Below are 25,733 nucleotides of genomic sequence, written 5' to 3'. Positions count from 1 at the left end.
GATCATAGCGCGGGCATCGGGCCATGGAAAGACTGCTACATTCGCTTCGGCAAGATTTCCCGCTTTATGGCTTGCCACCGCGCTCAACTCGTCATAGACCCAGCCTCACGCGGGGAGGTGGCAGAGTGGTCGAATGCGGCGGTCTTGAAAACCGTTGAACGTGAGAGCGTTCCCAGGGTTCGAATCCCTGTCTCCCCGCCACTCATACCTGTCTCACTTCAGTTGTGTTTTCTGACCCGGAATTGTTCCGCAATTCCCGCGCGTTGGCGCATGCGCTATCAATCAGAGACGGAGCGGACTGTACACTCAGAGGACAATTCCGGCCGCAGTCTCAGTGCCGCATTTTGGCGGGGTCGCTTTGGGCTGGATTTCCCTGATACCCGGCAATTTACAGGGAATTTCTGCAAACCAAGTCTGGAACCCGACATTTCAGATGTCACAACTCTATTTTTTCCAATAGCTTAGGCTGCAAATTCCCTAAATCATGGAACAGGGAATTTTCTCGTGGGAACAGGGAATTGTTCCGACGGATCAGGGAGGGCGAACCCCGTATCAGGGACGCAGGATCTGAAGCTATCAAAAGCCGAACTGGCGTTCCTGTTCGGACCAATCAAGTGGGTGGGTCACGCTGACCAGACGCTTGAGTGTGAGTTCGGGCGGCTGGGTGCCGTCGAGAATCGCGGCCTGAATCTTCGGTGAAAGAAACGCGAGCTGAGCACGGGTGCGGATGAAGGCGCCGGGGACGCTTTCGCGGCGCGCAATCTCCATCAGTTGAACTCCGGCCTTCAGATCACGGGCCCAGCCATGGGCGCGGATCAGCATGGACCGGAGGTGGGGATCAGGTTGGGGTGCCATATCTCCGGCGATGACCTTGGCCTCGACGCCGCGGCGGCGCAGACCGAAAGATGCTGTGACGTGGGTGAGATCCGGGTGCAAATGGTCCGCGGCCATGCCAAGTGCGCTTGCCAGAGTTTTGGGGTTCAATTCGAGGTCGATCTGACCTGGTGCAATTTTGCCTTTGGCCAGAAGAGCAGCGCCCACATAACCGCCTTGGCGTTGAAGTCGAGTCACCAAATCGGCAATTGACGTCTGGATCACCGCGGCTGACCCGGCCTCCGGTTGCGACAGAACTCGATGCGTGATTGCGGCGTCTTGCAAATGTCTGACGATGACATCCATGACGGCGTGTTCCAGCGCCGGGCCGGGCAGTCGCCAGCCAGAGATATCCTTGCCACCTGAGATCAGTCGATTGGAGATATAGTAGCGCAACCGTCGGCCTTTGCGCGTGGTGTGGGTCGGCGTCAACCGATCACCAGTTTCGTCATGCAGCAGACCGGTGAGCCAGGACCCGGGGTCAGTGGAGAGTTGGCGAGCATCGGAGTGGCCGCGTGCCCGCGAGCGGTTGGAGGCCTGTCGCATTTTTTCCTGCACCCGGTCCCAGATGTCCTGATCGATGATCGCCGGATGTTGTCCGTCCCAGATCTTATCCTTGTGGCGGATTTTTCCGAGATAGACCGGATTGCGCAGCAGGTAATAGATTTGACCCCGTGACAGCGGACAATCCCCCTTCACACTGCCATCTGTCCGAACAACCCGTATTGACCGCAGCCCTTCTGCCGTTGCCCGTTCTTCTACTTTGCGCAGGCAACCCAGCTCGTCATAAAGCCCAAAGAGATGCCGGACCGTTCTGGCCTCCTCTTCATTCACCACCAGCGTTCTTGCCTTCGGATCGGGGTGGCGATCATAGCCCAGAGGCAGGTTGCCACCCATCCAAAGCCCCTTCTTCTTCGACGCTGCAATCTTGTCGCGAATACGTTCGGCGGTGACTTCCCGTTCAAACTGAGCAAAGGACAACAGCACATTCAGCGTTAACCGGCCCATGGAAGATGAGGTATTGAAGGCCTGCGTGACGGACACAAAAGAACAGTTTGCCTGTTCCAGCCGGTCGACCAGCTTAGAGAAGTCGGCAAGCGACCGGGTCAGCCGGTCAATCTTGTAGACCACCACCATGTCAATACGCCCGGCATCGATCTCTTCAAGAAGGCGCTGAAGGGCGGGTCGCTCTAGGGTGCCGCCCGACAGGCCACCGTCATCGTAGCGCCCGGACAACAGGGTCCAGCCTTCATGTCGCTGGCTGGCGACATAGGCCGCGCAGGCCTCATATTGCGCATCCAGCGAATTGAAGTCCTGATCCAGACCATCTTCTGAGGACTTGCGCGTGTAGATGGCGCATCGGATTTTACGGCGCGGGCTCATTTGGCCGCCTTGCCGGTGAGCCCAAAGAAACGCGGCCCTGACCAATGCGCGCCGGTAATCTCTCGGGCGATGGCCGAGAGCGAGCGATAGGACCGACTGTTCCAACTGAAGCCGTCATCTGTAACGTCGACTACATGGGTCACGCTGTTCCACTCGCGCAGCAGGCGCCCGCCGGGTTTAAGAGCAGGGCAGGCTGGCCGGGGTTTTTTCTCGGAACCCTTTTCCAGCGTGGCTTTGACCTGCCGGGGTAGCCCGCCATGACGGCGGGACTGCATCTCAATGGCGATAAAACGGCGCAGGAAGGGTTGGCTGAGCATGGCGGGGGCGGGTTGATCAAACAGTTGCTGCCAAAGCGTGATCAGATCTGATCGACCCATGGCGGCCAGATCGGCGACATCGCTCGTCTTCGTCATGACTCTTCTCCTGTTCCCGCCGTCAGGTGATACGTGGATGGTCCTTTTGGTTTGTCGGATGCCCGCCGTTCAATCGTCGCGCCTTTCTTCCGTAACTCACTCAATGCCGCTCGGACCGAATGAGGCTGCCACCCTGTTGCTTTGCAGAGCGCCTCAAGGCTGGCGCCACTCGGGCGACGTAACAGAGCTTGCACCTTGTCAATTTTGGTTTGTTTGGATTTGGACATGTATCGTCTCCTCTGATCTGGGGCTGGCGGAATGCCGAACCCCCGTACCGAGGAGCGCCCGAATGGCTCGGGCGTGGGTTCAGTGATGCGTGGTTCACAGCAACAGTCCAGCTCTTTCTGGGGCAATCCGAAGAGGGCTGTGTTATGCCGGGCGTTGCTGCTGTACCCCCGATTATTCGTCAACAATCTTAATTGGTTACTTTTTGTTTGGGGGTTGCAAATGCAAAAGCCTGTGCATAGATTCTAGCCAGCCCTGCAAGGGACAAGGTCCCACGGGGAGGTGAACACATCTCCCAGGCAGCATTCGGCGCCGCATTTTTCGAAGCGGATAAGACCGAGAGCATTCGAAGGGGCAACGAACCGGATCGATTGGTCCGGAGAGTTGCTATTCGTGCTCTCTCCGAATTCCCAACACGATCCTTTCTTGTCGACGCTAACGAGCGTCAAACGAAAGGAGGCGGCAATGCCTACTAAGAAAACACAGAGCGACGCCAAGGCGTCCAACACGCCGATCTGGATGGCGGACAAAGTCGTCCAATCTCAAATCAGCCAGATCAAGCCCTACGCCAACAACAACCGCGTGCACGCGGCCAAGAATATCGACAAGCTCAAAGCGTCGGTGGCCAAGTTTGGCTTTGTCACACCGATCCTGTTGGATGGTTCGGGCACAATCATCGCGGGTCATGGCCGCTATGAGGCCGCCAAGGCTCTGGGGTTGAAGTCTGTGCCGACGGTGGTCGCGGATCACTTGTCAGACGCGGAAGTACGCGCCCTGCGCATCGCGGATAACAAGCTGGCGGAATTGTCCGACTGGAACGAAGCGGCCCTCCAGATTGAGTTTGCCGAGCTGATGGACCTCAGCCTTGATGGCGAGCTGGATTTTGATCTGGGGATCACCGGGTTCGAAACAGCGGAAATCGACATCATCATCGATGGCGCGGATGAGGCCGCAAAGACTGAAACCGAAACTGTTGAGACGCCTGACCCTGCGGCACCCGTAGTCACGAAGCCGGGCGACCTCTGGGTTCTCGGAGATCACCGCATCTTCTGCGGGGATGCCCTGCAAGCCCAGAGCTATGACACCTTGCTGGAAGGCGAGAGCCCGCAGATGGTGTTCACTGATCCTCCTTACAATGTGCCGGTCAATGGGCATGTCCGTTGTGGCACCGGCGGCGATCATCGCGAATTTGCCATGGCGTCGGGAGAAATGTCGGACAGCGAATTCCGTGGCTTTCTCTCAGACGCGATCAACCGGCTGTATGACTACTTGCCGGGCGGGGGCATTGCGATGATCTGCATGGACTGGCGTCACATTGAAGAACTGATTGCGTCCGGCAAGGCAGGTGGCTTTGATCTCATCAATCTCTGCGTCTGGAACAAGACCAATGGCGGGATGGGCAGCCTTTATCGGTCCAAGCAAGAGCTGGTTTGCATCTTCAAGAAGCCCGGTGCACCGCATATCAACAATGTCGAGCTGGGAAAACACTGGCGCAACCGGACCAATGTCTGGGACTATGCCGGTGTGAACAGCTTTGGGGCAGGGCGCGAGGCGGATCTCGCTGATCATCCCACGGTGAAGCCAACGGCCCTGGTCGCGGATGCCATCATGGATGTGAGCCATCGCGGCGATGTCGTGCTGGACGCCTTTGGCGGGTCTGGCGCGACTTTGCTGGCAGCTGAGAAAACCGGGCGCCGGGCGCGGCTGGTTGAGCTCGACCCGACCTATGTCGATGTCGCCATCCGCCGTTGGCAAGAGATGACTGGCGAGAGCGCTGTGCATTCGGTCACAGGCCAGTCGTTCGATGCGAGTCCTGCCGCCAATGACACCACTTCAGAGCTGGAGGCGGATCATGTCTGACGATACGAAAGAGTTTGAGGTGGGCTACGGCAAACCGCCCAAAGCGACCCAATTCAAGAAAGGCCGATCTGGCAATCCGAAGGGACGACCAAAAGGTGCCAAAGGGGTGAATGCCAGTCTGAAACGCGAATTGGAAACCAAGATTACGGTTCGCGAAGGCAGTCACGAAATCCGGATTTCCAAGGCTGAGGCAATTGCAAAGCGGCTCACGGCTGGCGCGTTGAAGGGCGACGCGAAATTGTTGATGGCGTTGCTGAAGCTGGACACTGATCTGTTCAACACAAGTAACATGGACGCGCAAGAAAGCGTCCGCGCGGTTGAGCCGGACGCTGTCGACTACGACATCCTCCGGGATTTCTTTTCCAGTCACCCGGATGGTGACGGCGGTCCTGAAGATGAGGTGGCAAATGATGTCAGCTCCTGATCCCAAAATGGTCCGGCAGGTCGCTCGCGAAGTTTGCCGGGATAATTTCTTTCCCTTCGTGTGGCGTGTGTTTGGCACGCTGCACCAGGGGACTGACCGCGGCTTTGATCCGGCCTGGCATGTGCGTGCTATGTGCCATGAGTTGGACAACGTACGCATCGGCGAGAACAAGCGATTGATCATCAACATTCCGCCGCGGTGCCTGAAATCGGTCACCGTGGCCGTTGCGTATGTTGCCTATCTTCTGGGTCATAACCCCAGCGCCAAAATCATTGTTGCCAGCTACGGGCTGGATCTGGCGCGTAAACATTCCGAGGATTGTCGTCGGATCATGTCTGCGCGCTGGTACCGGGAAATGTTCCCTGAAACGGTCTTGGCTAAAAAGGGCAACACCTCAGAAGAAATCCGCACCACAAAGGGAGGCAGCCGTAAGGCTGTCTCCATCGGCAGTTCTGTGACTGGTCATGGTGCTGATTACATCATCATCGACGACCTGCTGAAAGCGGGTGATGCCGGCTCCGAAGCCGAGCTGGTCAAAGCACAGGAGTTCATTGAGGGGACCTTGCTGTCGCGCTTTGACAACCCGGCCGAGGGGCGCGTGGTTATGGTTGCACAACGGCTGCACGAGATGGATCCGCCGGGTTATCTGCTTGAACGTGGGACTTATCGGCATCTGAATCTGCCTGCCATCGCCGAAGACCATGAGACGGTTCCTCTTGGGCTTGGAAGGGTCATGCGCCGCAAACCTGGCGATCTCCTGTGCCCGTCCCGTTTGGATCAGAACACGCTGGATACCAAGCGTCGTGAAATGGGTGCAGCTGTGTTCAATTGCCAGTATCAGCAGAACCCCATTGCTCCCGACGGGTCACCCCTGCGCTGGGAGTGGTTTGGTACCTACGAGACCATCGAAGATCGCCGCTGGTATCAGCTTGTCGTTCAAAGCTGGGATACGGGGATGTCTGCGGATCCCCGGTCCGACTTCTCGGTCTGTACGACCTGGGGGTTCCGAGAAAATGCGTGGTGCCTTCTCGACGTCTGGCGTGGGCAGGTGGATTACCCAGACCTGAAAGCCAAGGCTCTGCAGCTTGTCGGTCGCTGGGATCCGGATCGTGTTCTGATTGAAGATGCCGCTTCTGGCAAACCGCTTCTGGACGAATTGTTTCGTGATGACCGTCGGCGCTATGAACGCATTAGACCTGACAAGGACAAGGAAACCCGGTTCCAGTCCGCGTGCGGTCCGGTCGAAGAGGGCAAGGTGTATCTGCCTGCAGATGCGCCCTGGCTGGCGGCGTTCAAACGGGAACTGCAGTCCTTTCCACGCGGTCGCAATGACGATCAGGTCGACAGCTTTGCCCACTTTCTGAACTGGTCCAAGGGATTGGGGTTCTATCGGGCGCTAGGCCATGATCATCAGATAAACATCGAACGTCGCGAGCGCCGTCACGAGCGGATCAGACGGCGATAGAACATAAACCAAAGTTCGAGGCCGGTAGTCGGCCTTGAACCGCCCCGGCGAACCTTGGTCAGTGGGCACGAAGGGCGGGGAGCTGACCTTCGCCGCAGTAGCAGCATAATTTGTCGCAAGTCCGACAAGCGGACATTCAGGATAGAAGTTGCAGCTGGTTCGAACCGGCAATGACGCCGTGACCTTTCACAAGTAAAGGCTAATAGTTGAGTTTGAATACATACTCAGAATAAAGGCTGAGAGCACCTTTAGCCATACCGGCAGCGAAACCTCTTCGAAAGTTAATTCAACAATATTAATAGTGCCCTGCGTATCGCGACACGCTACGCCAAGAGCGCAGAGAGCTTTCAGGACTTCGTAGACATAGTACCGATCCGACTTTGGCTCTGCCAACTATCAGAATAGCCTAAGCACCTATACCGCCACGCGTAAGTCCATCAATAATGCGTTCCCTCACACTTTGGACGGGTAGAGCAAGATCGTGACGCACCAGCGAGATACTGAATTCCGGATCCGTTTTCATACCACGCTGCAAAGCGCGTCTTGCCTCTTCGTTTCGCCCTAGATCGCTTAGCGCGCAAACTTCACCAATGAAAGCGAGATAGTTGGCGTTCGGATCGAGCTGTGCCTGTCGTGACTCGTCAATCGCCTCGTTGTAACGCTCCAGCAGGAACATCGCGATTGACCGGCAGCCGCGGACAATCCAGCGGTATGAATCCTGAGGACTTGCTGCAAAGGCGCGATCAAATGCGTTAAGTGCCTCTTCAGCTCGATCCAGTTGCATTAAGCTCATTCCCAAGAGGATCTCAGCGCGAGAGAGATTCGGGTTGAGGCTCAGCGCCTTCCGAGCTGCATCAATCGCGTCATCGAGTTCACCCAAACCAAATTGAGTTCGGGCGAGTGCTACCCAGCCAGATGGCAGGCGAGGGTCAAGAGCAACCGCTTGCTTTGCTGTTTCAAGGGCCCAAAGTCGTTGTGCCGTGTAACGATTTACCTGTGCTCCAGCGGTGTAGGCTTCCGGATTATGATTCTGAATATTTATGGAGTAAGACAATACGGCGAACGCATCTGCGAATTCCGGGTCAAGACGAATAGATCGTTCCAAGAGCGCGATGGCTTCACTTTGTGAAGGCACATCGAAAGTGTCCACCAAAGCCCGTCCACGCAGGAAACACTCATATGCATCAAGCTCGTCTACAGGCTTGGCTTTGGCCAGAAGCAATTCGTGCACAGCTTGCATAGCGACGACCGAACTGCAAATCGAGGCGATCACAGTGTCACGATTATCTGCCAAAGGGTCCGGGCTTAGCTCAAACTGTTCCGCCCAAACGATTTCTTCGCTTGCCGAGTGCAGCAATTGAGCATTAACCCGAAAGGCGCCACCCCATCCGCCGATCGAGCCATCCAAAATGTAATCTGCGCCAGCTTGAATCCCGATATCTCGAACTGCCGCGTCGAGGTTGCGCAAGTTGAAGGTCACCCACGAAGGTAGCACGCGCATGTCTCGAAACCGTGCCATCTGAACAACGATGTCACCGGCCATCAAATTGCAAAGGTGCCCAATCTCCGGTTCGGAAGTCAGGTTATCGAACGGGAGGACCGCCAGGCTGCGCGGGTATCCTCCTGCAATGCTTGATTTTTGTGCCGTCAGCGTCGGCTCGGATACTTCTTCGACCGTAGCTATAAATTCGAACCCCTTGCCATAGTGGGTGCGGATCACATCGCTGCTTCCGTCTTTGGCATTGAGGGCTCGGCGAATATCCCGGATGGCGGTCGAAATGGCCGCATCCGAGATCGCAGCGGTTCCCCAGACTTCAGCAACCACTTCTTCTTTGGTAACTACTCGACCCCTTTGATGCATGAGATACGTGAGCAGGGCCAGCGGTCGCGGCTTCAAAACAACATTTTGACCGTCCTTGCGGAGCGCGCCCGCAGTTACATCAAGCTCGACCGTGCCAAAACGGTGGATCATCCGAAGAGTTCCCCCTGAATCTCAATCCAAATCAGGGCGGCTGCGCCTAGATTTACCCAGATTCTCTCAAAAATATGCTGTGACGGCCTCGACTTGTCCAGTATCGCCTAAGACTTCGGCCAAGTTGTGTGTGTTTCAGCGGTCTAAGCTGAGAACGTTCTTGAACCCAAAAAGGGACTGAAACGAAGCGAACCACACGCTTTCAAATTTCATGTCGGTGTGCGTCTCCGCGTTCGCCTCAGAGATTTGGACCCTACCGGTTCATACGTTGGATTAGATGGTCGATGGCTGAGTACCCCAATCCTCATAGTTCATTCAGGACCCGGGATGCCTCTTATTAAGCTGCGGGCAACATTGGTCAGAAAACAAAGGTAGAGTTTAGTGAGTGCGTTCAATTTCTTAAGTCAGAGTGCTCTGGATGGAGCGAAGTGTGCAGCTGGTCTGGTTTTTTCGCCGAACAAAATCAAAGGCGAAACCGGCAACGATAAGTACCAGGACCTTGATCACTTTAAGTCAGTGAAAGCCCTTAGTAGGCAGTCAAGGAATTCAGACGTTGTTTACGATTGAGATCAAGTTCTGCTGCCAAGAAATTCTGGACCGCCAAACCATAGAAGTCGTGGGCCATGAAGGTGCCAGCGAAGTCTGGGAAGGATCGTCATGAGTACCATCAACTATGATCAAACCGATGCCACCGTCATCAACAATGGCGATGTAACTCAAATCTATTTCGGGACCGATTTCGATAACCTGTCGTCTGACTATACAGGATACAACGTATTCTTCGGCACTCTCGATTACTCCCGCACGGCATATGTCGCTCCCGACCCGACTGTTCCTGATGTCGACTCCGATGATTTGCTTCAACCCGACGCGTTGGGCCGGGTATTGGTCTTTGCTGGGCGGGGCAACGATACCGTCGTTGGCACATTCGGAGGGCCCGATACGCTGGTCGGTGGCAGCGGTGATGACACAATTGATGGGTACGACTGGAACGACCTCATCTACGGTGACTACGCGAACGCGCCGACCTATCTCGGCACGGGGTCCAATCCTCCCATCGCGCTGCCCACCGAAGATCCGAAGGTTTCAGGCAACGACACGATTGAAGGGGGACTCGGCGCCGATACGATCTATGGCGGGCCAGGAAATGATATCCTTCGCGGCGGCGAGACCAACGAAGAGGGGATGGACGTAGACGAGCCAAGCGGAAACGACCTCCTTTTTGGCGGCTCTGGCGACGACTTCCTCAATGGCCGGGATGGTTCCGATACGTTGGACGGCGGCTCTGGCAACGATGTCCTGACGGTTCAGATGAATGAGAACGACCGGGACAGCCTGACCGGCGGCGACGGGGGCGATGTTTTTGTCCTCAGTTATCAACCTCCTCAGGTCATAATCTCAGACACTGGCAGCAGCGGTCTCAGCGTGACGTCGGACCAGGCCATTCAGCTCGCGCGGTACGGCGTGGGCGGCCTCGTTTCCAGCGCGTCGGCCGTTGGCGCCATTCCGGGACCCGTAGGATCCGCCTTTACTGCCGCGTTTGATTTCGGTTCGATCATTGCCAGTGTTATCAACGATTCCGGCATCGCCCAAAGTGACCAAACGATCCCAAGCGCGCAGGATAACAACTACAACTATGTTAATATAGTCGATTTCAATCCGCGCGAAGACTACATCGTCTTGCCGTTGCCGCAAGTCGCTGGCAACCTGACTTTTAACATCGTGCAAAGCGATAGTGGATGGAGCATTCTGGTCGATGACGGCGACCAGAAAATAGCTAATATCAACATCGACAATGATTTCCTGAGACTGGACATTAACGATCCGAACAGCACCGTTCTTGGCGGCGAAGACGCTTTGGGTGTTCTCGAAGCATTCATTGAAAACGCGTTGATTATTAAGAATGACAAAGACGGCAATGTCTCGTTCACCCAGCGGCGGGATGGCTCTTTCAGCGATGCCGACGGCGACGGTACTTATACTCAATCCAACGCCGGTAATGAGATCACCCTTGATACCGGAAACAGCGCCGCAGTCACCAATCTGTCAAGCCAGTTGGGAGACGCTTCAGTACTCGCATTTGGCAACTGGGGTGGACAAGCGCTGGCTGGTGACGGCAACGATTATGTACGTGGTACCGATGATAACGATGCGATTGTTGCTTATTCCTATGCCAAATTCGTCGAGCAACTTGAGACAGAATTCGATCCCTACAAAGTTATGGTTGGGGCGACATCCCTTGAAGGCCTTGGCGGCGATGACGGGCTTTATGGTGGCGCGACAAATGAGTCACTGGATGGTGGTGACGGCGACGACTACCTCTCTGCGGGTGCCGGTTCGGACACGCTGATCGGGGGCACCGGAGCCGACAACTTCTACATCGATCACTTCAACATTCCCCAGTCGGTGTCTGACATTGCGTTTCAAGAGAACACCATCGCAGACATTGAATTTTACGAAACAATCATCTTCGACGTAACATACACCGACAGCAACAATCGCGTCGTCACCCTCAATCCAAACGATATCGAATTTGCCACAAGTGGATCGACAAACAATATTATCATTCGGTTCGCGTCCGAAAGTTTCCCGATCACCGGTGGGCAGGGAGTCGTTATTGGTGATCTCAATCAGGTCAACGTCAGCAACAACAGTGATCAATCGCTGACCGGCCTCCTCCTGGACCTCAATTCCGCAACTACGTCGAGCGTGTTCGGCGGCAACAAATATGACGCACCAGGATTCAAAGTCGCGTATAACAGCGACCAGTCGCAGATCTACGTGACCCGCATTGCCGGTGTCGGCACCGAGGGCAACGACTTTGTCCAACCCTCATCCGAGTTCGTTGATGTTGGCTACAGTTACCAGGGTCTGGGTGGCAACGACCAGATCATCGGTTCTAAGGAATCGGACACCTTGGACGGTGGTAGCGGAAACGATTTCATCGTCGGCAACCTGGGCAGCAATGTGATTACCGGCGGCAGCGGCAACGACTCGCTTCTCGGTGGCGCGAACAACGACACCATTTACGGCACCACCGGGTTGAACACCATTGATGGTGGCTACGGTGACGACTCCATCATCGGCGGAAACTTCAATGACAAGATTATCGTCGGCCTGGGCACGGACACGATCGACGGAGGAAGCGGTACCGACACGCTTGAATTCACTAACGATTATGATGGTTCCATAATTTCAGCCACGGTTGATCTTTTGACCGAGACGCTGACCGTCAACACCAATCTCGGTGCCCCGGACCTCAACACGGTCGGCCTGACATACAGCCAATCGTTCACTGGCATAGAAGGGATTGTTGGAGGCGACTACGCCTTGACGGTCATCGGCACTGACAATGGGGATAGCCTGCTGGGCGGCAGCGGCGATGATTCCATCTCTGCCGGTGCAGGCGACGATACCCTCGACGGTGGATCGGGCGCTGATACGCTAGAAGGTGAAAATGATGCCGATATGATTTTCGGCAACGCGGGCAACGACTCGATCATCGGCGGCGCAGGCCTCGACACGCTGGATGGCGGCGCTGGCAATGATACACTGATCGCGGGCGAAGATACGCTCGATGCTAATTCGGGCACTTATGACCCGGGTGACGAAGGTGAGAGCTTATCGGGCGGCACTGGCAACGACTCGCTTATCGGCGGTTATGGGGCCGACACCCTTTTTGGTGGCCAGCAAGACGACGTGATAAATGCCGGCGGCGGCAATGATCTCGTATACGCATTCGGATCAGATTCGAACGCGCCCAGCGGCAATGATGTCCTCAACGGCGAGGACGGCAATGACACCATTGACGGGGGCGATGGCAACGCGACAATCAGCGGCGGCATAGGCGACGACGTGATTGTCGTGTCTGGTGTCATTTCAAGCCTGTCAGACGGCACCACTACCAGTGCCAGCAAAACGATCGACGGTGGTGCCGGAAACGACACGCTTGACCTTTCATCCAACGGCGTTCGTTTTGAGTCGGGCTTCGATATCGGCATTGTGCTCGACATGGGTGCGGGGACAGGCAGTTATGAACTCGTCGACCCGAGCGTAACCCTGAATGGCGACTATGGTTTCACCTTTTCCAACATCGAAACGGTTATCGGTACGAATGGGACTGACTCGATCACTGGCAGCAACAGCGATGACTCCATAGCAGGTGGTGGTGGCGATGATACGATCTTTGCCAGCTTCGGGAACGATACGCTCGACGGCGGAAGCGGGACGAATACGTTGGATTTTACCGGTTCGGGGCTGATCACCACCAACGCGTTCCTGAGCAACCAAGGTGGGACGGCCACATTCCTTGACGCAGAGGGCAACGAATACACGCTGACCTACTCCAACTTTGACCGCTTCGTCGGTTTCGAAGGCGGCATCGAGGTCACCGGAACGAACCAGAACGACTCGCTTGTCGGTGGGGACGGTCCGGACGTCATTGATGCGCTGGATGGAAACGACACTGTGGACGGCGGCGCGGGCAACGATTCCATAGATGGTGGACAAGGTCAGGACAATCTTGCTGGCGGTGCCGGAAACGACACGATCATTGGCGGTGACAATGCGCTGGGTTTTGACAACGACGACACAATTGACGGAGGCGTCGGAGACGACTCGATCCTTGCAGGCTTTGGCGACGACTCGGTCACCGGCGATGCCGGGTCCGACACGCTTTCGGGGGGCGATGGCGCAGACACTTTGGAAGGCGGCGATGGTGCGGACAGCATCCTCGGCGGAGATGGGCGCGATTCGATTGATGCGGGGGATGGCGACGACACGATCCAGGGCGGTCCGGGCGACAGTACCGGAGGTGATATCATATCAGCAGGCACAGGCGATGACGCTATTTTGTGGTTTGTCGGAGATGCCAATAATTTCCAGTCGATCGATGGCGGGGATGACACCGACCGTCTCATTATCAACATGGAGGACGGGTTCGACCTTGATCAAAACACCCTTGTCATCGAGGGGACCAACATAACCGCATACTACTACTACGCATCGGACCCCTCGAGTTGGACAAGCCAGACATTCGAAGCGACCGGAATCGAAGAAGTCTTTGTAATTTCCGATGCCAACGGGACACTTGTGTCGACCAACAATCCGCCCGGTATTGTGGCGAGCCTGACACCTGTTACCGGCACCGACGCGTCCGAGCAGATAACCGGCACGGCTGCCAATGAGTTGATCAATGCTCTGGGTGGTGACGATACCGTAGCCGCCAGCGTCGGCTACGATATTGCCGATGGCGGCAACGGTACTGACACACTGCGCCTTGATACTGCGGATTTCGCGGGCGGTGTCGATATCGATATCGCGCCCGGTCGGGTGACATCGGTGACGAACGCTAATGCCAAGACCTATTTCCAGAATTTTGAAGCCTATGTAGCGACAAACAGCGCCGATACCATTCTGGGCAGCGTCGCCGGTGAGAGAATTGTGGCCGGCGGTGGAAATGATTCTGTCAATGCGGGTGGCGGAAACGACACGATTTCAGCATCCGACAGCACAAATGCCGGAAATGACGGCGCCAACGTCATTGACGGTGGCGATGGCAATGACTCGATTTCAGCCGGAACTGGCAACGACACAATAATCGGCGGCGCTGGCAACGATACCATCACCGCATTGGGGACAAACACAATTGACGGAGGCGATGGCGATGACTCGATTGTTGCCAGCGGCACCTTCACTGCCAACACCATCGACGGTGGCGCCGGGAACGACACGATAGCCGGTTTGGGCAACGACACCCTTGATGGCGGCGATGGCGACGACAATCTTGTGATCAGCGTCAGCGACGCTGAAAACGTCTCTCTGCAGGGTGGTTCCGGCACCGACGTTGTAACGATCAACCTGGCGTCCGGGTCGGCGAACGACAGCACATACGCAAACCTGTTCGTTGGCGCGGATCAGATCGAGATCGATCTCGAGATTCAAGGATCGCAGTTTCAACAGGGCATCGCCTATGCCGATGAGATCGAAGAGCTTGTTTTTGATGCAACGGGCACCCGTGGGTTTGACAGCGCCACCGCCAGCATTGAGGCGAACACAGGTTCAACAAGTGTGAACCTGTCACGTGTGACTTACTTAGGCGGGGACGGGGTAGACAATTTCCAAATCGCTCCCTTGCCCGGTTTAACCGTCGATACAGAACTTTCCGGTGCCGGTGGCAATGACTCGTTGTTCGGCGATAGCGGCAGCGACACCATTGATGGCGGCACAGGTGACGACAGCATTTCGGGAGCATCCGGGGACGACCACATCACCTGGTCTTATGGCGACGGCAATGACACGATCCTTGGCGGCGATGACACCGACACGTTGACGATCAACGCCGACAACGGCATCGACGCCGTCGTTTCTGACACGACAGTGGATATCACCGTAACCAGCGGAACAGATCCCAAGTTGAACATTACTGTCGGTGGCGACATGTTTGAGGTCAGCGAGGTCGAAGATCTCGTCATCAACGCCGATGTCAATGGTACAACGACCAATGTCTCGGGCAGCCTCTCTGCCGCGGGTGTGGCGCTCAACACAGTGACTTTCAAAGGGCATGTCGGCAACGATGTTTTCGACGGCTCAGGCATGACCGATCTCGTCCGCGTCGATTTTGATGGCGGCGCCGGTGAGGACACGCTGATCGGTGGGCGCGGCGACGACGTCATTCGGGGCGGTAACGGCAGAGATGTCAAATACGGAGGGGAAGGCGCTGACATATTCATCGGCACCTTCGAACACTTCATCAACGGCAGCGCCATTGGCGACTTTTCCGACGGCGACAAACTGATCCTCGAAGGTTACGACCAGTCCGTGACGTTTGGCGCTATTGACCACGGCAAGACCGCGCTTTTGCTGGATGTCGATGGTGACGGTACGGCAGACGCATGCATTGACATCGAAGGTGACTTCGCCACCCCAGAGTTGGACAGGTTCCAAGTTGAGCGCGTAGGTCGCGACACGCATATCTACCTTGCGGTCATTGGCGCTGATGCGCAGATCACTGACGGTGGAGATGGAACCTCGGGGAACGACGCCCTTTATGGTTCCGATCTGGCCGACACCCTTTTGGGTCAGTCGGGCGACGACACGCTTGACGGCAATGGCGGATCGGATGTGCTGAAGGGTGGCTCGGGCGATGATGTTCTGCGTGGTGAAGACGGCAACGACTCCTTTCTGGGCGGTCGCGGCGATGATTTCATCGATGGCGGCAACGGCAACGACATGATCCGCGGGAACTCGGGCGACGATACGATTGAGGCCGAGATGGGCAACGATACGGTCTATGCCGGAGCTGGGAACGACCGTGTCGAAGGCGGCTTGGGTCAGGACCTGATCCGAGGCGGCAATGGCAAGGATGTGCTCGAAGGCGATCAGGGTGACGACAATATCCACGGTGGCAACCACGACGACCTGCTGAAAGGCGGCGATGACAATGACTGGCTGAGTGGCGGCTTCGGGTCCGATACTCTGAATGGAGATAATGGCAATGACACCCTTAAGGGTGATTTCGGGAACGACATTCTGTCGGGCGGTGAGGGCAATGACCAGCTGATCGGAGGCTGGGGCGTCGATACTTTCGTCTTCAATGGTGGCGAGGATGTGATCCACGATTTCGAAAGTGGTTTCGACTTCTTTTGGTGGAGCCTTCCGGGCGAAAAGATTGTTCTGAATATCGAAGGGGTAGAGAGTTTTGACGACGTGCTGTCGGTAGCCACTCAGCATGGAAGTAACACGGTTCTTGATTTTGGTGATGGGGACAGCCTGACACTGAGAAATATCTGGGTTTCCGAACTGGAAAGCGATTATTTTGAGTTCGTCTAGCGAGCAAATCACCGGCTAGTGCTGCAAGACAACAACTCCGCGAACCAGTGAGAAAAGCAAAAGGTCAGGAAACGGCAACCTTATCTGGTCGCAAAATCGGAGCAATCAATGTTGAGAAGAAGTTTTGTTTTTACCAGCATTTTTGGATTTACGTTGGCGTCAGTGCCATCTGCTACAAAAGCACAGGAGAGTTTAATGGTTGACGAAAAAGCACTGTCACACAGAGCCCTTGGAATGTGGGCAGCAACGTCGAATATCGATACGACGATTTTTGCGCCGGAATACAAGAACCATCAGGAGCCAGTTGCAAAAGGTGGTGTCGGCAGTGTCGATCTGGATGCCTGGGTGGAAATCGTCAAATCTAACCACAAGGCGTTTCCTGATCTAAAAGTCGAAATCCTTGCACAAATCGGAGAGGGAGACAGGGTCTCAACTCACTGGCGGTTCACGGGGACGCAGATGGGTCCCTATCTGGGACAGCCACCCTCTGGTCGTTCCGTAGACTGGACAGGAGTACAAATTGACCGATTTGAAAATGGTTTGATCGCTGAAAGCTGGGTCGTATGGGATTTCCATACGCAACTTGTGGAACTGGGATTATCGAAAGACTTTTGATCATCAGATTCAACTTGGCTGGACCTTAAATGAAAATTTTGTTCGTTCATAAGAACATGCCTGGCCAGTATCGCGAATTGCTTCAGTGGCTTGCTGCGCAGGGCGAACACGAGTTGGTGTTTCTGACGCAACGCAACCCGGCACCACAAATCGCCGGAGTGAAATCCGTAGTCTACAAGCCGCATCACACCCCGGTCAAAGATGCTTACAGCCTGTCCAGAGTATGGGAAGAGAGCACCGGTGCGGGTTTTGGCGCGGTGATGATGGCGCGGCAGCTTGAACAGCAGGAAGGGTTCAGACCGGCTTTGGTGCTCGGCCATACTGGTTGGGGCGAGCTTTTGTTTTTCAAACAAATCTGGCCGGATGTTCCAATTCTGGGGTTCTTCGAATACTTCTACTTGCGCTCCGGTGGTATGGTCGGTTTCGACCCCGAAGAGCCAGTCTCAGAGAACATGCCTTTCCTGATGCATGCGCGCAATGCGGTACCTTTTGCCAATATCCATACTGTTGATCTGGGCCATGTGCCCACGGAATGGCAGAAAAACACGTTTCCCAACAGCTTTCACGACAAATTCTACACATGTCATGACGGCATCCGTACCGATTTGCTTGGTCCCAATCCGGAGGCCAGCCTTTCACTTAGCAGATTGGGCCGAGCAATTACGCGCGAGGATGAGGTGTTCACCTATATGGCACGCAACATGGAACGTGCACGGGGGTTCCATATCTTTATGCGCGCATTGCCGAAAATTCTCGACGCGCGACCTCAAGCGCGTGTTGTGATCATTGGTGGTGATGGAATATCTTATGGCCGTAAGAGCGACCACCCGAGTGGTTTTCGTGGTGAAATGGAGGCCGAGGTCGGCCATTTGATCGACTGGGACCGCGTGCATTTTGTCGGCAATGTACCCTATCACAGCTATTGCCAGATCATACAGCTCAGTCGCTGCCATATGGCGCTGACCATGCCCTTCGTACTTTCCTGGTCACTGCTTGAAGCGATGGCGATGCAAGCCACTGTCGTGTCCTCGGATGTGGCGCCGGTACGTGAGGCGATCAAGCATGGTGAAACAGGCTTACTGGTGGAATTCTCCGACTACGGAGCGCTGGCCGATCAGGTGATCGATATACTCGCCAATCCCGCAGCTTACGCTGATATTGGCCCAGCGGCCCGGGCGCATGTGGTTGAGAACTACGATTTCCAGACCCGTTGCTTGCCGGAACATATCGAACGAATGAACAGCCTGGTACCCGAAGCGGTGCGCATTCAGATGCCGGGCCGAAACCATACAATGTAAACTGAGAAACCTATTCAGATAGAAGTGTTTTTCACGCACACAGTGCTGGGCTGCCGAATGGAATGTAGACATGACAGACAAACGGAATGATGATCGAAAGATGCGTGCCATCAATATGCTGGATAAGATGGAGGCTGGCGCGGCGGCAAGGGTGACAAAAAGCCTCGACGAATTTGACGCAGATGCATTCGAGCTCATATTCGGGTTCGCCTTCGCCGATGTGGTCGGGCGCAAAGGGATTGATCTGAAGACCCGAGAGATGCTGACTGTTGCAATGTTGGGGGCACAAGGAACTGCGCCGAAGCAACTCGAATTTCACATGCGAGCAGCATTGAAGTGTGGCGTTGCTCACCATGAGCTCGTAGAGATCGTATATCAGATCGCGGTCTATGCCGGAGTACCTGCGGCGATGAATGCCATTGCAGCAGCAAAAAAGGCGTTTGATGCTGCGGAATCCTAATCCGCTTCGAGATTTGTTTGAGAGATATCCGGCAATCGAGAACTAATTTCAGCGCGCCGATTTCATAGAGACTGCAGATTCGACCGATAACCTTGAAAACTGTGATAGCGCAGCGGGCTTTTCCGGCAACAAAGTCTGCTTGGCTACTATCGAAATTGAACAGGTGCTTCGAACGGACTTGTCAGAAGAACTTGCCTTGAGGCGGGCAGGGGGCTTTCGTAGCTTTTGCCCATGACCAAATCTGCCTCATTCAAGTACTTCAAAACCAGCCCTGAGATCATCCGCCTTGCGGTGATGCTGTATATCCGGTTCCCGCTCTCGCTTCGGAATGTCGAAGATCTGCTGCACGAGCGAGGCATCGACGTGAGCCATGAAACTGTCCGCTATTGGTGGAACAGGTTTGGCCCGATGTTTGCATCAGAGATCCGAAGAAAACGGGTTCAGCAACTCCGAGCCTTTTCAAAATGGAAGTGGCACGTAGACGAAGTATTCGTGAAAGTGAACGGTAAACGCCACTACCTCTGGCGTGCGATCGATCAAGAAGGTGAAGTGCTTGAGGCCGTCGTCACGAAGCGTCGAAACAAGCAGGCGGCATTGAAATTCCTCAAGAAATTGATGAAACGGCACGGTTGCGCCGAAGAGATCGTCACAGATCGCTTCGCTTCCTACAAGGCTGCGCTCACAGAATTGGGCGCGCTCGAAAAACAACAGACGGGCCGGTGGCTCAACAACCGCGTCGAGAATTCGCATCTGCCGTTTCGACGACGCGAACGCGCCATGCAACGTTTTAGGCGCATGCGAAGTTTGCAGAAATTCGCCGCCGTCCATTCCTCCGTCTACAACCATTTCAACCAAGAAAGATCGCTCACCAGCCGAGACACCTTCAAGCTGACCCGCGCCGCCGCCCTTGCCGAGTGGCGTCAACTTTGTTCGGGATAGGTTCGCGGTTTCCGTGGCAAACTGAGACTGGTTCGAATTAGTCTGACAGCACCCATCAAAGAGTGCCCTGACATCAACAGTATAAGCGCGGTTCGCTTTGGACTGATTCCGATGTTCCTAGCGGCATGCCGACACTACCGACTACCGATACCTCCCCATTTTTGGTTCATCGGTGAACAGCCAAACTGAAACCGCCACGATTTCTCCATGATTCAAGGGGGCTTATTCCGCCGATTGGGTCGTACGTGCCAGCGCGATCGGCGATACAATTTCCGCAAGTTCACCGGAAGGGACAGAAATGGTCAAAAGTATGTTGGGCGTTGATCAATCCGACTTGCAGGATTTGGTTGACTACCCTCGGGAAACTCTCGAGATCGAGCTAAAGGAGTGGGTCGAACTTACCGAAAGGGTAGCGCAGGCAAAGCTTGCAAAGCACATCGCAGCTTTGGCCAATTCTGGTGGGGGTTACCTAGTATTTGGTTTCTGTGACGACGAGAGCATCGCACCCAACCGACCAACTGATCTGTCTAGTTACAACCGAGACACCTTTGGAGCAATAATTAACCGCTTTCTGTCTCCAGCCTTTCAATGTGATGTCGTACTAATCTCATCTGGCTCAAACCTAACTTATCCCGTTGTACGAGTGCCCTCGCATGGTTCTACCCCAATATGTGCCAAAGCCGACGGCCCGCATAACGTTAAAGGTCAACCGCAAGGAATTCGCGCTGGAGTTTACTATGTGCGTAAACCGGGCCCAAAGAGTGAAGCCGCCGTTGGTGTCGAGGACTGGCAGCCACTTATCCGGCGCTGCGTCGTATTTGACCGCAATGCAATGCTGTCAGACATTGCGCGTGCGGTTCAACTTCAAACGGTGGAGCGCTCACCTTCCGTTTCGGAGCAGCTGAAGACTTGGCATGAAAAGAGTAACTTACGCTGGCAATCGATAGTTGAACGCGCTGCCGATCTCAATTGGTTGGTCGATGTTCGAACCAACCACTGTCAGCTTAGCTATTCAATCTTGACTGAAGAGAGCAGCCGGCTTCCTGCAGGGGAACTTCAGACGGAACTAGAACGGGCGAACCGTGATGTTCGGAAAACTGTTTGGACCGGCTGGAGCATGTTCTACCCATTTAGGCGACCTGAAATTGCGGCTGCATTGCATCCTGAATTCGAGGACGGTTCTGGGGTCGATGTACTTGAAAGCAACCTAATAGGAGACGGAGATTTCGATTTGAGCCTGCCCGACTTCTGGCGATACACGGTTGATGGTCGCGCAACAATTATCCGCCCCTATCGCGAAGATCGGCAGCGATCTGTCGAGGGTACCGGGCGCGCCGCGGGTACGTGGATTAGTCCCGAGACCGTGATACGCGAAACCTCTGAGTTGGTGACCCATGCGCGTGTCATGGCCGATCGCTACGAAGGCACAAGGGTTGCATTTCGTTGTACTTGGCGAGGACTTGCTCATCGCGAAATCGACGACTTCAATGGCGTCCACTGGTCTCCTGGTCGAGTGTCGCGCGCAGATCAACGGACAACTGGTGGTATCTGGGAATTACCTGTCATTTCTGCCAGTTGGCATGATGCTGTCGCCGAATTATCTTGTCCAATTTTGAGTTTGTTCGGTTTTCATGACTGCGACTCGGGATTGGTGTCGAGATTGGCTCCTCGTTTTGTAAAGCTGTGATTTTGGCAAGAAGAGGTTACCTGCGGCCAACCGCATAAGCCAACTAACGTAAATCACTGTGCGCTTTGTCCCGCAGTATTTGAGTTCAACGCAAGCGGGATTTCGAGCTTGCGGCGAATGGCCTGAATGCGGGCTGCGACTGCGACATCTCGTAGTGGTGTTGGGTGGCGGCTGTGGGCTGTGAGTGCTTAGCCTGACAGGGCCGCTCCAGACCATGCGCCCGTCCCGATAGCCCAAGTTGTAGTCATGGCCGAAGCCAGTTTCAGTTTTGGTTTCTCGATCTTTCGGACTGTTTCTTTGCTCATATGGTTCTCCTTTCCATTCGATGTTGACAGTTCAACGGCATAAGCCAGGCCCCAAAGGGCAATGAAGGTCAGAAGGCCAACGAGACAGAGAACATGAAGGGGAATCGAACCCCAACCTACCAGACCTGTCAGGCTAAACACTCACAACGGCAGCATAGTTTTCCAACGCAAAGATGCAAAGTCCGAACGTCGGCTTTCAGGAAGCTGCGATGCAGCGCGTGGTGTATTGCCAGATGTCCGCAAGGGGCCGCTATGAACCCAAAACTCAAATGGTGCTTCAAGCGAATTACTCCAAGGCTTTCAGCAAACTTGGCAGTCGTGCGCCTTGCAGCATAATGTGATCGCGCATCAAAGTGTTCGCAGTTGCTCCATCCTTGTTGAAGATCGCTTCGGCAATCTGCCCATGCTCTTCGACCGATTTTTCCAGCCGACCGACAACTTCATATGGCAACAGCCGGTAGACGTTTATGCGAGCTTGAAGTCGCTCCAGTTGATCGATCAGCCATTCGTTTCCGGCTGCTCTGTGAATGGCTGCGTGAAATACAAGGTTTGCAGCGGCGTAGGCGGTCGGGTCTTCTTTCGCGGCTGCGTCCCTGCATTGTTGCAAGCCTTCTTGGATCGACGTCTTGTGTGAAAGCGTCAAAGACTCGCTGGCTAATCGCGCCGCCATCCCTTCCAATTCCGCAGCGACTTCGAATAAATCGTTCAGTTCTTTCGCAGACAAAACTCGAACTATGGCACCTTTGCGAGGCCTCGTTTCGAGAAACCCGCCATCCACCATTGATCTAATCGCTTCACGTATTGGAGTGCGGCTGACACCAAATCTTTTGGATAGTTCAGCTTCTTCCAACTGATCGCCAGGCTTCAGTAACCCACTGAAAATCTCGTTTTTTATCTGCTCGATAAGCATATCTGATGCGCGCGGCATGGCTGCTCCTTTCCAACATTTTCATACAGTGCAGCGGATTCCAATTCCATACAAAAAGGCATCAACAGGATTTTTTTAGTTGCTATATGTATACATATAAGCCATGTAATAATCCACAAGGAGGAATCACAATGAAATATTTTGCACGATCAACTGCATTGGGCTTGGCGCTTTTTGCGGGCAACGCACAGGCGGAAGAGCTGCGTCTCTCTCACCAATGGTCGACCGCAGATGTCAGGCATGAGGTCGCTCAAATCGTTGCTGATGAAGTCGCCGCCGCGGATGTGGATCTTGAGATCAAGATCTTCCCGTCCAAGTCGCTCTTTAAGCCGCGCGAACAGTATCGGCCACTGTCACGGGGGCAGCTTGATATGACGGTTTTCCCGCTTTCATATGCAGGTGGGCAACAACCGTCATTCAACCTCACCCTGATGCCGGGTCTCGTAAAAAACCACGATCATGCCGCGCGTTTGAGCCAGTCTCCCTTCATGGAAGCGCTCGAAGAGAAGATGGCCGAAGATGACGTTATGGTTCTTGTGCATGGTTATCTTGCAGGCGGCTTTGTCGGTAAGGAAAAATGCATCACTAATCCTTCCGATGTCGAAGGACTGCAAACCCGCGCCGCTGGAAAGTCTTTTGAGCAAATGTTGGTAGGGGCGGGTGCATCGATTACGTCGATGGCGTCGTCAGAAATCTACTCGGCCATGCAGACGGGTGTTTTAGACGCAGCAAACACATCATCTTCTTCATTTGTGTCCTACCGGATTTTCGAACAGGTCGCGTGTTATACGCCGGCCTCCGACATTGCGCTGTGGTTCCTGTATCAGCCGCTTCTGATGAACAAATCCACGTTTGAAGGCTTGTCGGATGAGCAGCAGGCCGCACTCCTCGCCGCAGCGGAGAAAGCCGAGGCACATTACCTCGAACAGGCGAAGCTTCAGGACGCGAAATCGGTTGAGGTCTTCAGCGCGGCCGGCGTGGAGATCGCTGAAATGACCGTGGAGGACTTCCAAGATTGGCAAACGCTGGCGCAAGAGACGTCATATGCCACTTTTGTCGCCGAAGTTCCCGGCGGTCAGGAGCTTTTGGATCTCGCTTTGGCCGTCGAATAGCCCTGTTGCGTCCGGGGCCAATGCGCCTCGGACAACATTTTCACGAAAGCAAAGGACGCCCGCCATGTCCGGACACGCCCCTGCAGCAATTGTTCGAACAACAAGTGACAACCAAATCGTTCGATCTATCCACAAAGTTTCAAGCGCCGCCGGTTGGTGCTCTGCTTTGATGATCCTGACAGCTGTCGTTCTGACTTGTCAGATGATCTTTGTTCGATTTGTCCTGAATGGATCGACTGTGTGGCAAACAGAGATCGTCGTCTATCTCGTCATCGCCGCAACTCTGGTCGGGTTGCCATTCGTTCAATATCAGCGGGGGCACGTCAATGTTGACTTGATCCCATTGGCACTGCGGGGGCGCGCTCGGTTTGGCCTTGCAGTTCTGACCCTCAGTTTGTCCATCATCATCACGGCGGTGCTGCTATTCTACGGCTACGAGTATTGGCACTTTGCCTACAAGCGTCGTTGGACATCTGACACGGTCACAGCCGTTCCGCTGTGGATCCCGTATCTGTCGCTACCTGTCGGTTTCGGTTTGTTGCTTCTCCAACTTCTCGCTGATCTTGTTGCCCTTTTTACAAAATCTGAAACCCCATTTGGGTTGGAGGCATAACGATGGACCCCCTCATCCTTGGCGCCCTTGTTGGCGTTTGCACTATCCTCGTTCTTTTCTCTGGCGTGTCTGTTGCCGTAGGCTTGATGATCGTCTCTGCTGGTTTCTTGTTGGTCTTTGACGGCATTCGGTCGTTGGAACTGATGCCAGAGATTTTCTTTGGAAAGCTCGACAGCTTTGCGCTTCTCTCGATCCCGATGTTCATCATCATGGGGGCATCGATTGCATCAACGCGAGCAGGCGCGGACCTGTATGAAGCACTCGAAAGATGGCTCACGCGCGTCCCCGGCGGGTTGGTGGTCTCGAACCTGGGCGCCTGCGCATTGTTCGCTGCAATGTCTGGTTCGAGCCCCGCAACCTGCGCCGCGATTGGTAAGATGGGCATTCCAGAAATGCGCAAACGCGGCTACCCGGAAGGGATCGCGACGGGTTCTATCGCGGCAGGTGGTACGCTCGGCATCTTAATCCCACCGTCGGTTACAATGATCGTCTACGGGATCGCGACGGAGACCTCAATTGGCCGTCTGTTTCTGGCAGGCGTCTTTCCTGGCCTGCTTTTGGTGGGGCTCTTTGTGGTTTGGTCGCTCTACGCGACCTGGCGATCCGGCGATACCGCGCTGCTGACCGCGCGCAGTTATTCCTGGAAGCAAAAATTCGAAGTTCTGCCGCGTGTTGTGCCGTTCGTCGCCATTATCATCGGCGTGCTTTACACCATGTACGGCGGCGTTGCCACGCCGTCAGAAACGGCAGCAGTCGGCGCAATCCTGTGTCTTGTCGTGGCCATCGTCATCTACAAGCTTTGGGATATCCGCAAAATCTGGATGATCCTGCAGGACAGCACCAAGGAAAGCGTGATGATCCTGTTCATCATCGCAGCCGCTGGCGTGTTCTCTTACATGCTGTCGAGCCTTTTCATCACGCAAAGCATTGCGACCTGGATCGGGACGCTGGACGTGAACCCTTGGGTTTTGATGATCGCTGTGAACATCTTCCTAATCATTGCGGGCTTCTTCCTTCCTCCGGTCGCGGTGATCCTAATGGCGGCTCCGATCTTGTTGCCAATCATCACGACTGCTGGCTTTGATCCGATCTGGTTTGCCGTGATCCTGACGATCAACATGGAAATCGGGCTGATCTCTCCACCCGTTGGCCTGAATCTTTATGTCATCAACGGTATCGCCCCGGATATTTCGTTGAAGACCATCCTGACCGGTTCCCTCCCTTTCGTTGCCTGCATGTTGATCGCCATCATCTTGCTTTGTGTCTTCCCGGGCATCGCAACCTGGTTGCCCGAAGCCGTCATGGGCCCCGCGCTCTAACCCTATCTCCTG

General features: G+C 54.9%; 17 protein-coding genes, 1 tRNA gene and 1 pseudogene. 14 read left to right on the top strand and 5 right to left on the bottom strand.

Annotation, left to right across the window (positions count from 1 at the left end; genetic code table 11):
* Positions 1-111: 111 nt before the first annotated feature.
* Positions 112-201 (top strand) — tRNA-Ser (locus ACRZ9U_RS15865).
* A gap of 375 nt (positions 202-576) precedes the next feature.
* On the opposite strand, the gene ACRZ9U_RS15860 is transcribed toward ACRZ9U_RS15865, so the two are convergent.
* Genes ACRZ9U_RS15860 through ACRZ9U_RS15850 form a run of 3 tightly spaced genes read right to left on the bottom strand, consistent with a single transcriptional unit; the run spans position 577 to position 2,896 of the window.
* On the bottom strand, positions 577-2,256 hold the full coding sequence (locus ACRZ9U_RS15860; RefSeq protein ID WP_170403909.1) for a recombinase family protein: 1,680 nt from the start codon (positions 2,254-2,256) through the stop codon (positions 577-579).
* A complete protein-coding gene (locus ACRZ9U_RS15855) occupies positions 2,253-2,669 on the bottom strand; it encodes a DUF2924 domain-containing protein (protein WP_170403907.1) in 417 nt (138 codons plus the stop codon). Before ACRZ9U_RS15855 ends, ACRZ9U_RS15860 begins: the two co-directional genes overlap by 4 nt.
* Complete coding sequence (locus ACRZ9U_RS15850) at positions 2,666-2,896, bottom strand: DUF3489 domain-containing protein (protein WP_170403904.1); 231 nt, start codon at positions 2,894-2,896, stop codon at positions 2,666-2,668. The genes ACRZ9U_RS15855 and ACRZ9U_RS15850 overlap by 4 nt, the downstream gene beginning before the upstream one ends.
* Before the next feature lie 463 nt (positions 2,897-3,359).
* On the opposite strand from ACRZ9U_RS15850, the gene ACRZ9U_RS15845 reads away from it, so the two are divergent.
* From ACRZ9U_RS15845 to ACRZ9U_RS15830, 4 genes and pseudogenes are all read left to right on the top strand, one after another.
* Complete coding sequence (locus ACRZ9U_RS15845) at positions 3,360-4,754, top strand: site-specific DNA-methyltransferase (protein ID WP_480902359.1); 1,395 nt, start codon at positions 3,360-3,362, stop codon at positions 4,752-4,754.
* Positions 4,747-5,178, top strand: a complete 432-nt coding sequence (locus ACRZ9U_RS15840; RefSeq protein WP_170403900.1) for a DUF5681 domain-containing protein — start codon at positions 4,747-4,749, stop codon at positions 5,176-5,178. The genes ACRZ9U_RS15845 and ACRZ9U_RS15840 overlap by 8 nt, the downstream gene beginning before the upstream one ends.
* On the top strand, positions 5,165-6,643 hold the full coding sequence (gene terL / locus ACRZ9U_RS15835; protein ID WP_170403897.1) for a phage terminase large subunit: 1,479 nt from the start codon (positions 5,165-5,167) through the stop codon (positions 6,641-6,643). The genes ACRZ9U_RS15840 and terL overlap by 14 nt, the downstream gene beginning before the upstream one ends.
* Before the next feature lie 309 nt (positions 6,644-6,952).
* Positions 6,953-7,048 (top strand): annotated as a pseudogene (locus ACRZ9U_RS15830) (IS5/IS1182 family transposase); the annotation flags it as partial.
* A gap of 1 nt (position 7,049) precedes the next feature.
* On the opposite strand, the gene ACRZ9U_RS15825 reads toward ACRZ9U_RS15830, so the two are convergent.
* Positions 7,050-8,615 carry a tetratricopeptide repeat protein gene (locus tag ACRZ9U_RS15825; RefSeq protein WP_170403894.1) on the bottom strand — a complete coding sequence of 522 codons (1,566 nt, stop codon included), beginning with the start codon at positions 8,613-8,615 and terminating at the stop codon, positions 7,050-7,052.
* 657 nt (positions 8,616-9,272) lie between these two features.
* Between ACRZ9U_RS15825 and ACRZ9U_RS15820 the strand changes: the two genes are divergently transcribed.
* From ACRZ9U_RS15820 to ACRZ9U_RS15795, 6 genes are all read left to right on the top strand, one after another.
* A complete protein-coding gene (locus ACRZ9U_RS15820; protein ID WP_170403891.1) occupies positions 9,273-16,445 on the top strand; it encodes a hypothetical protein in 7,173 nt (2,390 codons plus the stop codon).
* A 195-nt stretch (positions 16,446-16,640) separates the two neighbouring features.
* Positions 16,641-17,060 (top strand): ester cyclase, encoded by a 420-nt coding sequence (locus ACRZ9U_RS15815; RefSeq protein ID WP_170403887.1) that lies wholly within the window; start codon positions 16,641-16,643, stop codon positions 17,058-17,060.
* A gap of 29 nt (positions 17,061-17,089) precedes the next feature.
* Positions 17,090-18,358, top strand: coding sequence for a glycosyltransferase family 4 protein (locus ACRZ9U_RS15810; RefSeq protein WP_170647745.1), 1,269 nt, complete (start codon positions 17,090-17,092; stop codon positions 18,356-18,358).
* 70 nt (positions 18,359-18,428) lie between these two features.
* Positions 18,429-18,818 (top strand): carboxymuconolactone decarboxylase family protein, encoded by a 390-nt coding sequence (locus tag ACRZ9U_RS15805; protein ID WP_170647747.1) that lies wholly within the window; start codon positions 18,429-18,431, stop codon positions 18,816-18,818.
* Positions 18,819-19,049: 231 nt separating this feature from the next.
* Positions 19,050-19,757, top strand: coding sequence for an IS6 family transposase (locus ACRZ9U_RS15800; RefSeq protein WP_170403879.1), 708 nt, complete (start codon positions 19,050-19,052; stop codon positions 19,755-19,757).
* Between the two features lie 298 nt (positions 19,758-20,055).
* A complete protein-coding gene (locus ACRZ9U_RS15795; RefSeq protein WP_480902354.1) occupies positions 20,056-21,444 on the top strand; it encodes an AlbA family DNA-binding domain-containing protein in 1,389 nt (462 codons plus the stop codon).
* 591 nt (positions 21,445-22,035) lie between these two features.
* On the opposite strand, the gene ACRZ9U_RS15790 is transcribed toward ACRZ9U_RS15795, so the two are convergent.
* Entirely contained in the window at positions 22,036-22,659 is a 624-nt protein-coding gene (locus ACRZ9U_RS15790; protein WP_480902351.1) for a GntR family transcriptional regulator, read from the bottom strand.
* Between the two features lie 149 nt (positions 22,660-22,808).
* Between ACRZ9U_RS15790 and dctP the strand changes: the two genes are divergently transcribed.
* From dctP to ACRZ9U_RS15775, 3 genes are all read left to right on the top strand, one after another.
* Entirely contained in the window at positions 22,809-23,789 is a 981-nt protein-coding gene (gene dctP, locus ACRZ9U_RS15785; protein ID WP_170403873.1) for a TRAP transporter substrate-binding protein DctP, read from the top strand.
* Between the two features lie 64 nt (positions 23,790-23,853).
* The gene (locus ACRZ9U_RS15780; RefSeq protein ID WP_170403869.1) at positions 23,854-24,402 is read left to right on the top strand and encodes a TRAP transporter small permease; all 549 of its coding nucleotides are present in this window, start codon (positions 23,854-23,856) and stop codon (positions 24,400-24,402) included.
* Positions 24,403-24,404: 2 nt separating this feature from the next.
* Positions 24,405-25,721 carry a TRAP transporter large permease gene (locus ACRZ9U_RS15775; RefSeq protein ID WP_480902347.1) on the top strand — a complete coding sequence of 439 codons (1,317 nt, stop codon included), beginning with the start codon at positions 24,405-24,407 and terminating at the stop codon, positions 25,719-25,721.
* Positions 25,722-25,733: the final 12 nt, after the last annotated feature.

Source organism: Ruegeria sp. D7, assembly GCF_056534355.1.
This window is presented reverse-complemented; position numbering and strand designations above follow the sequence as displayed.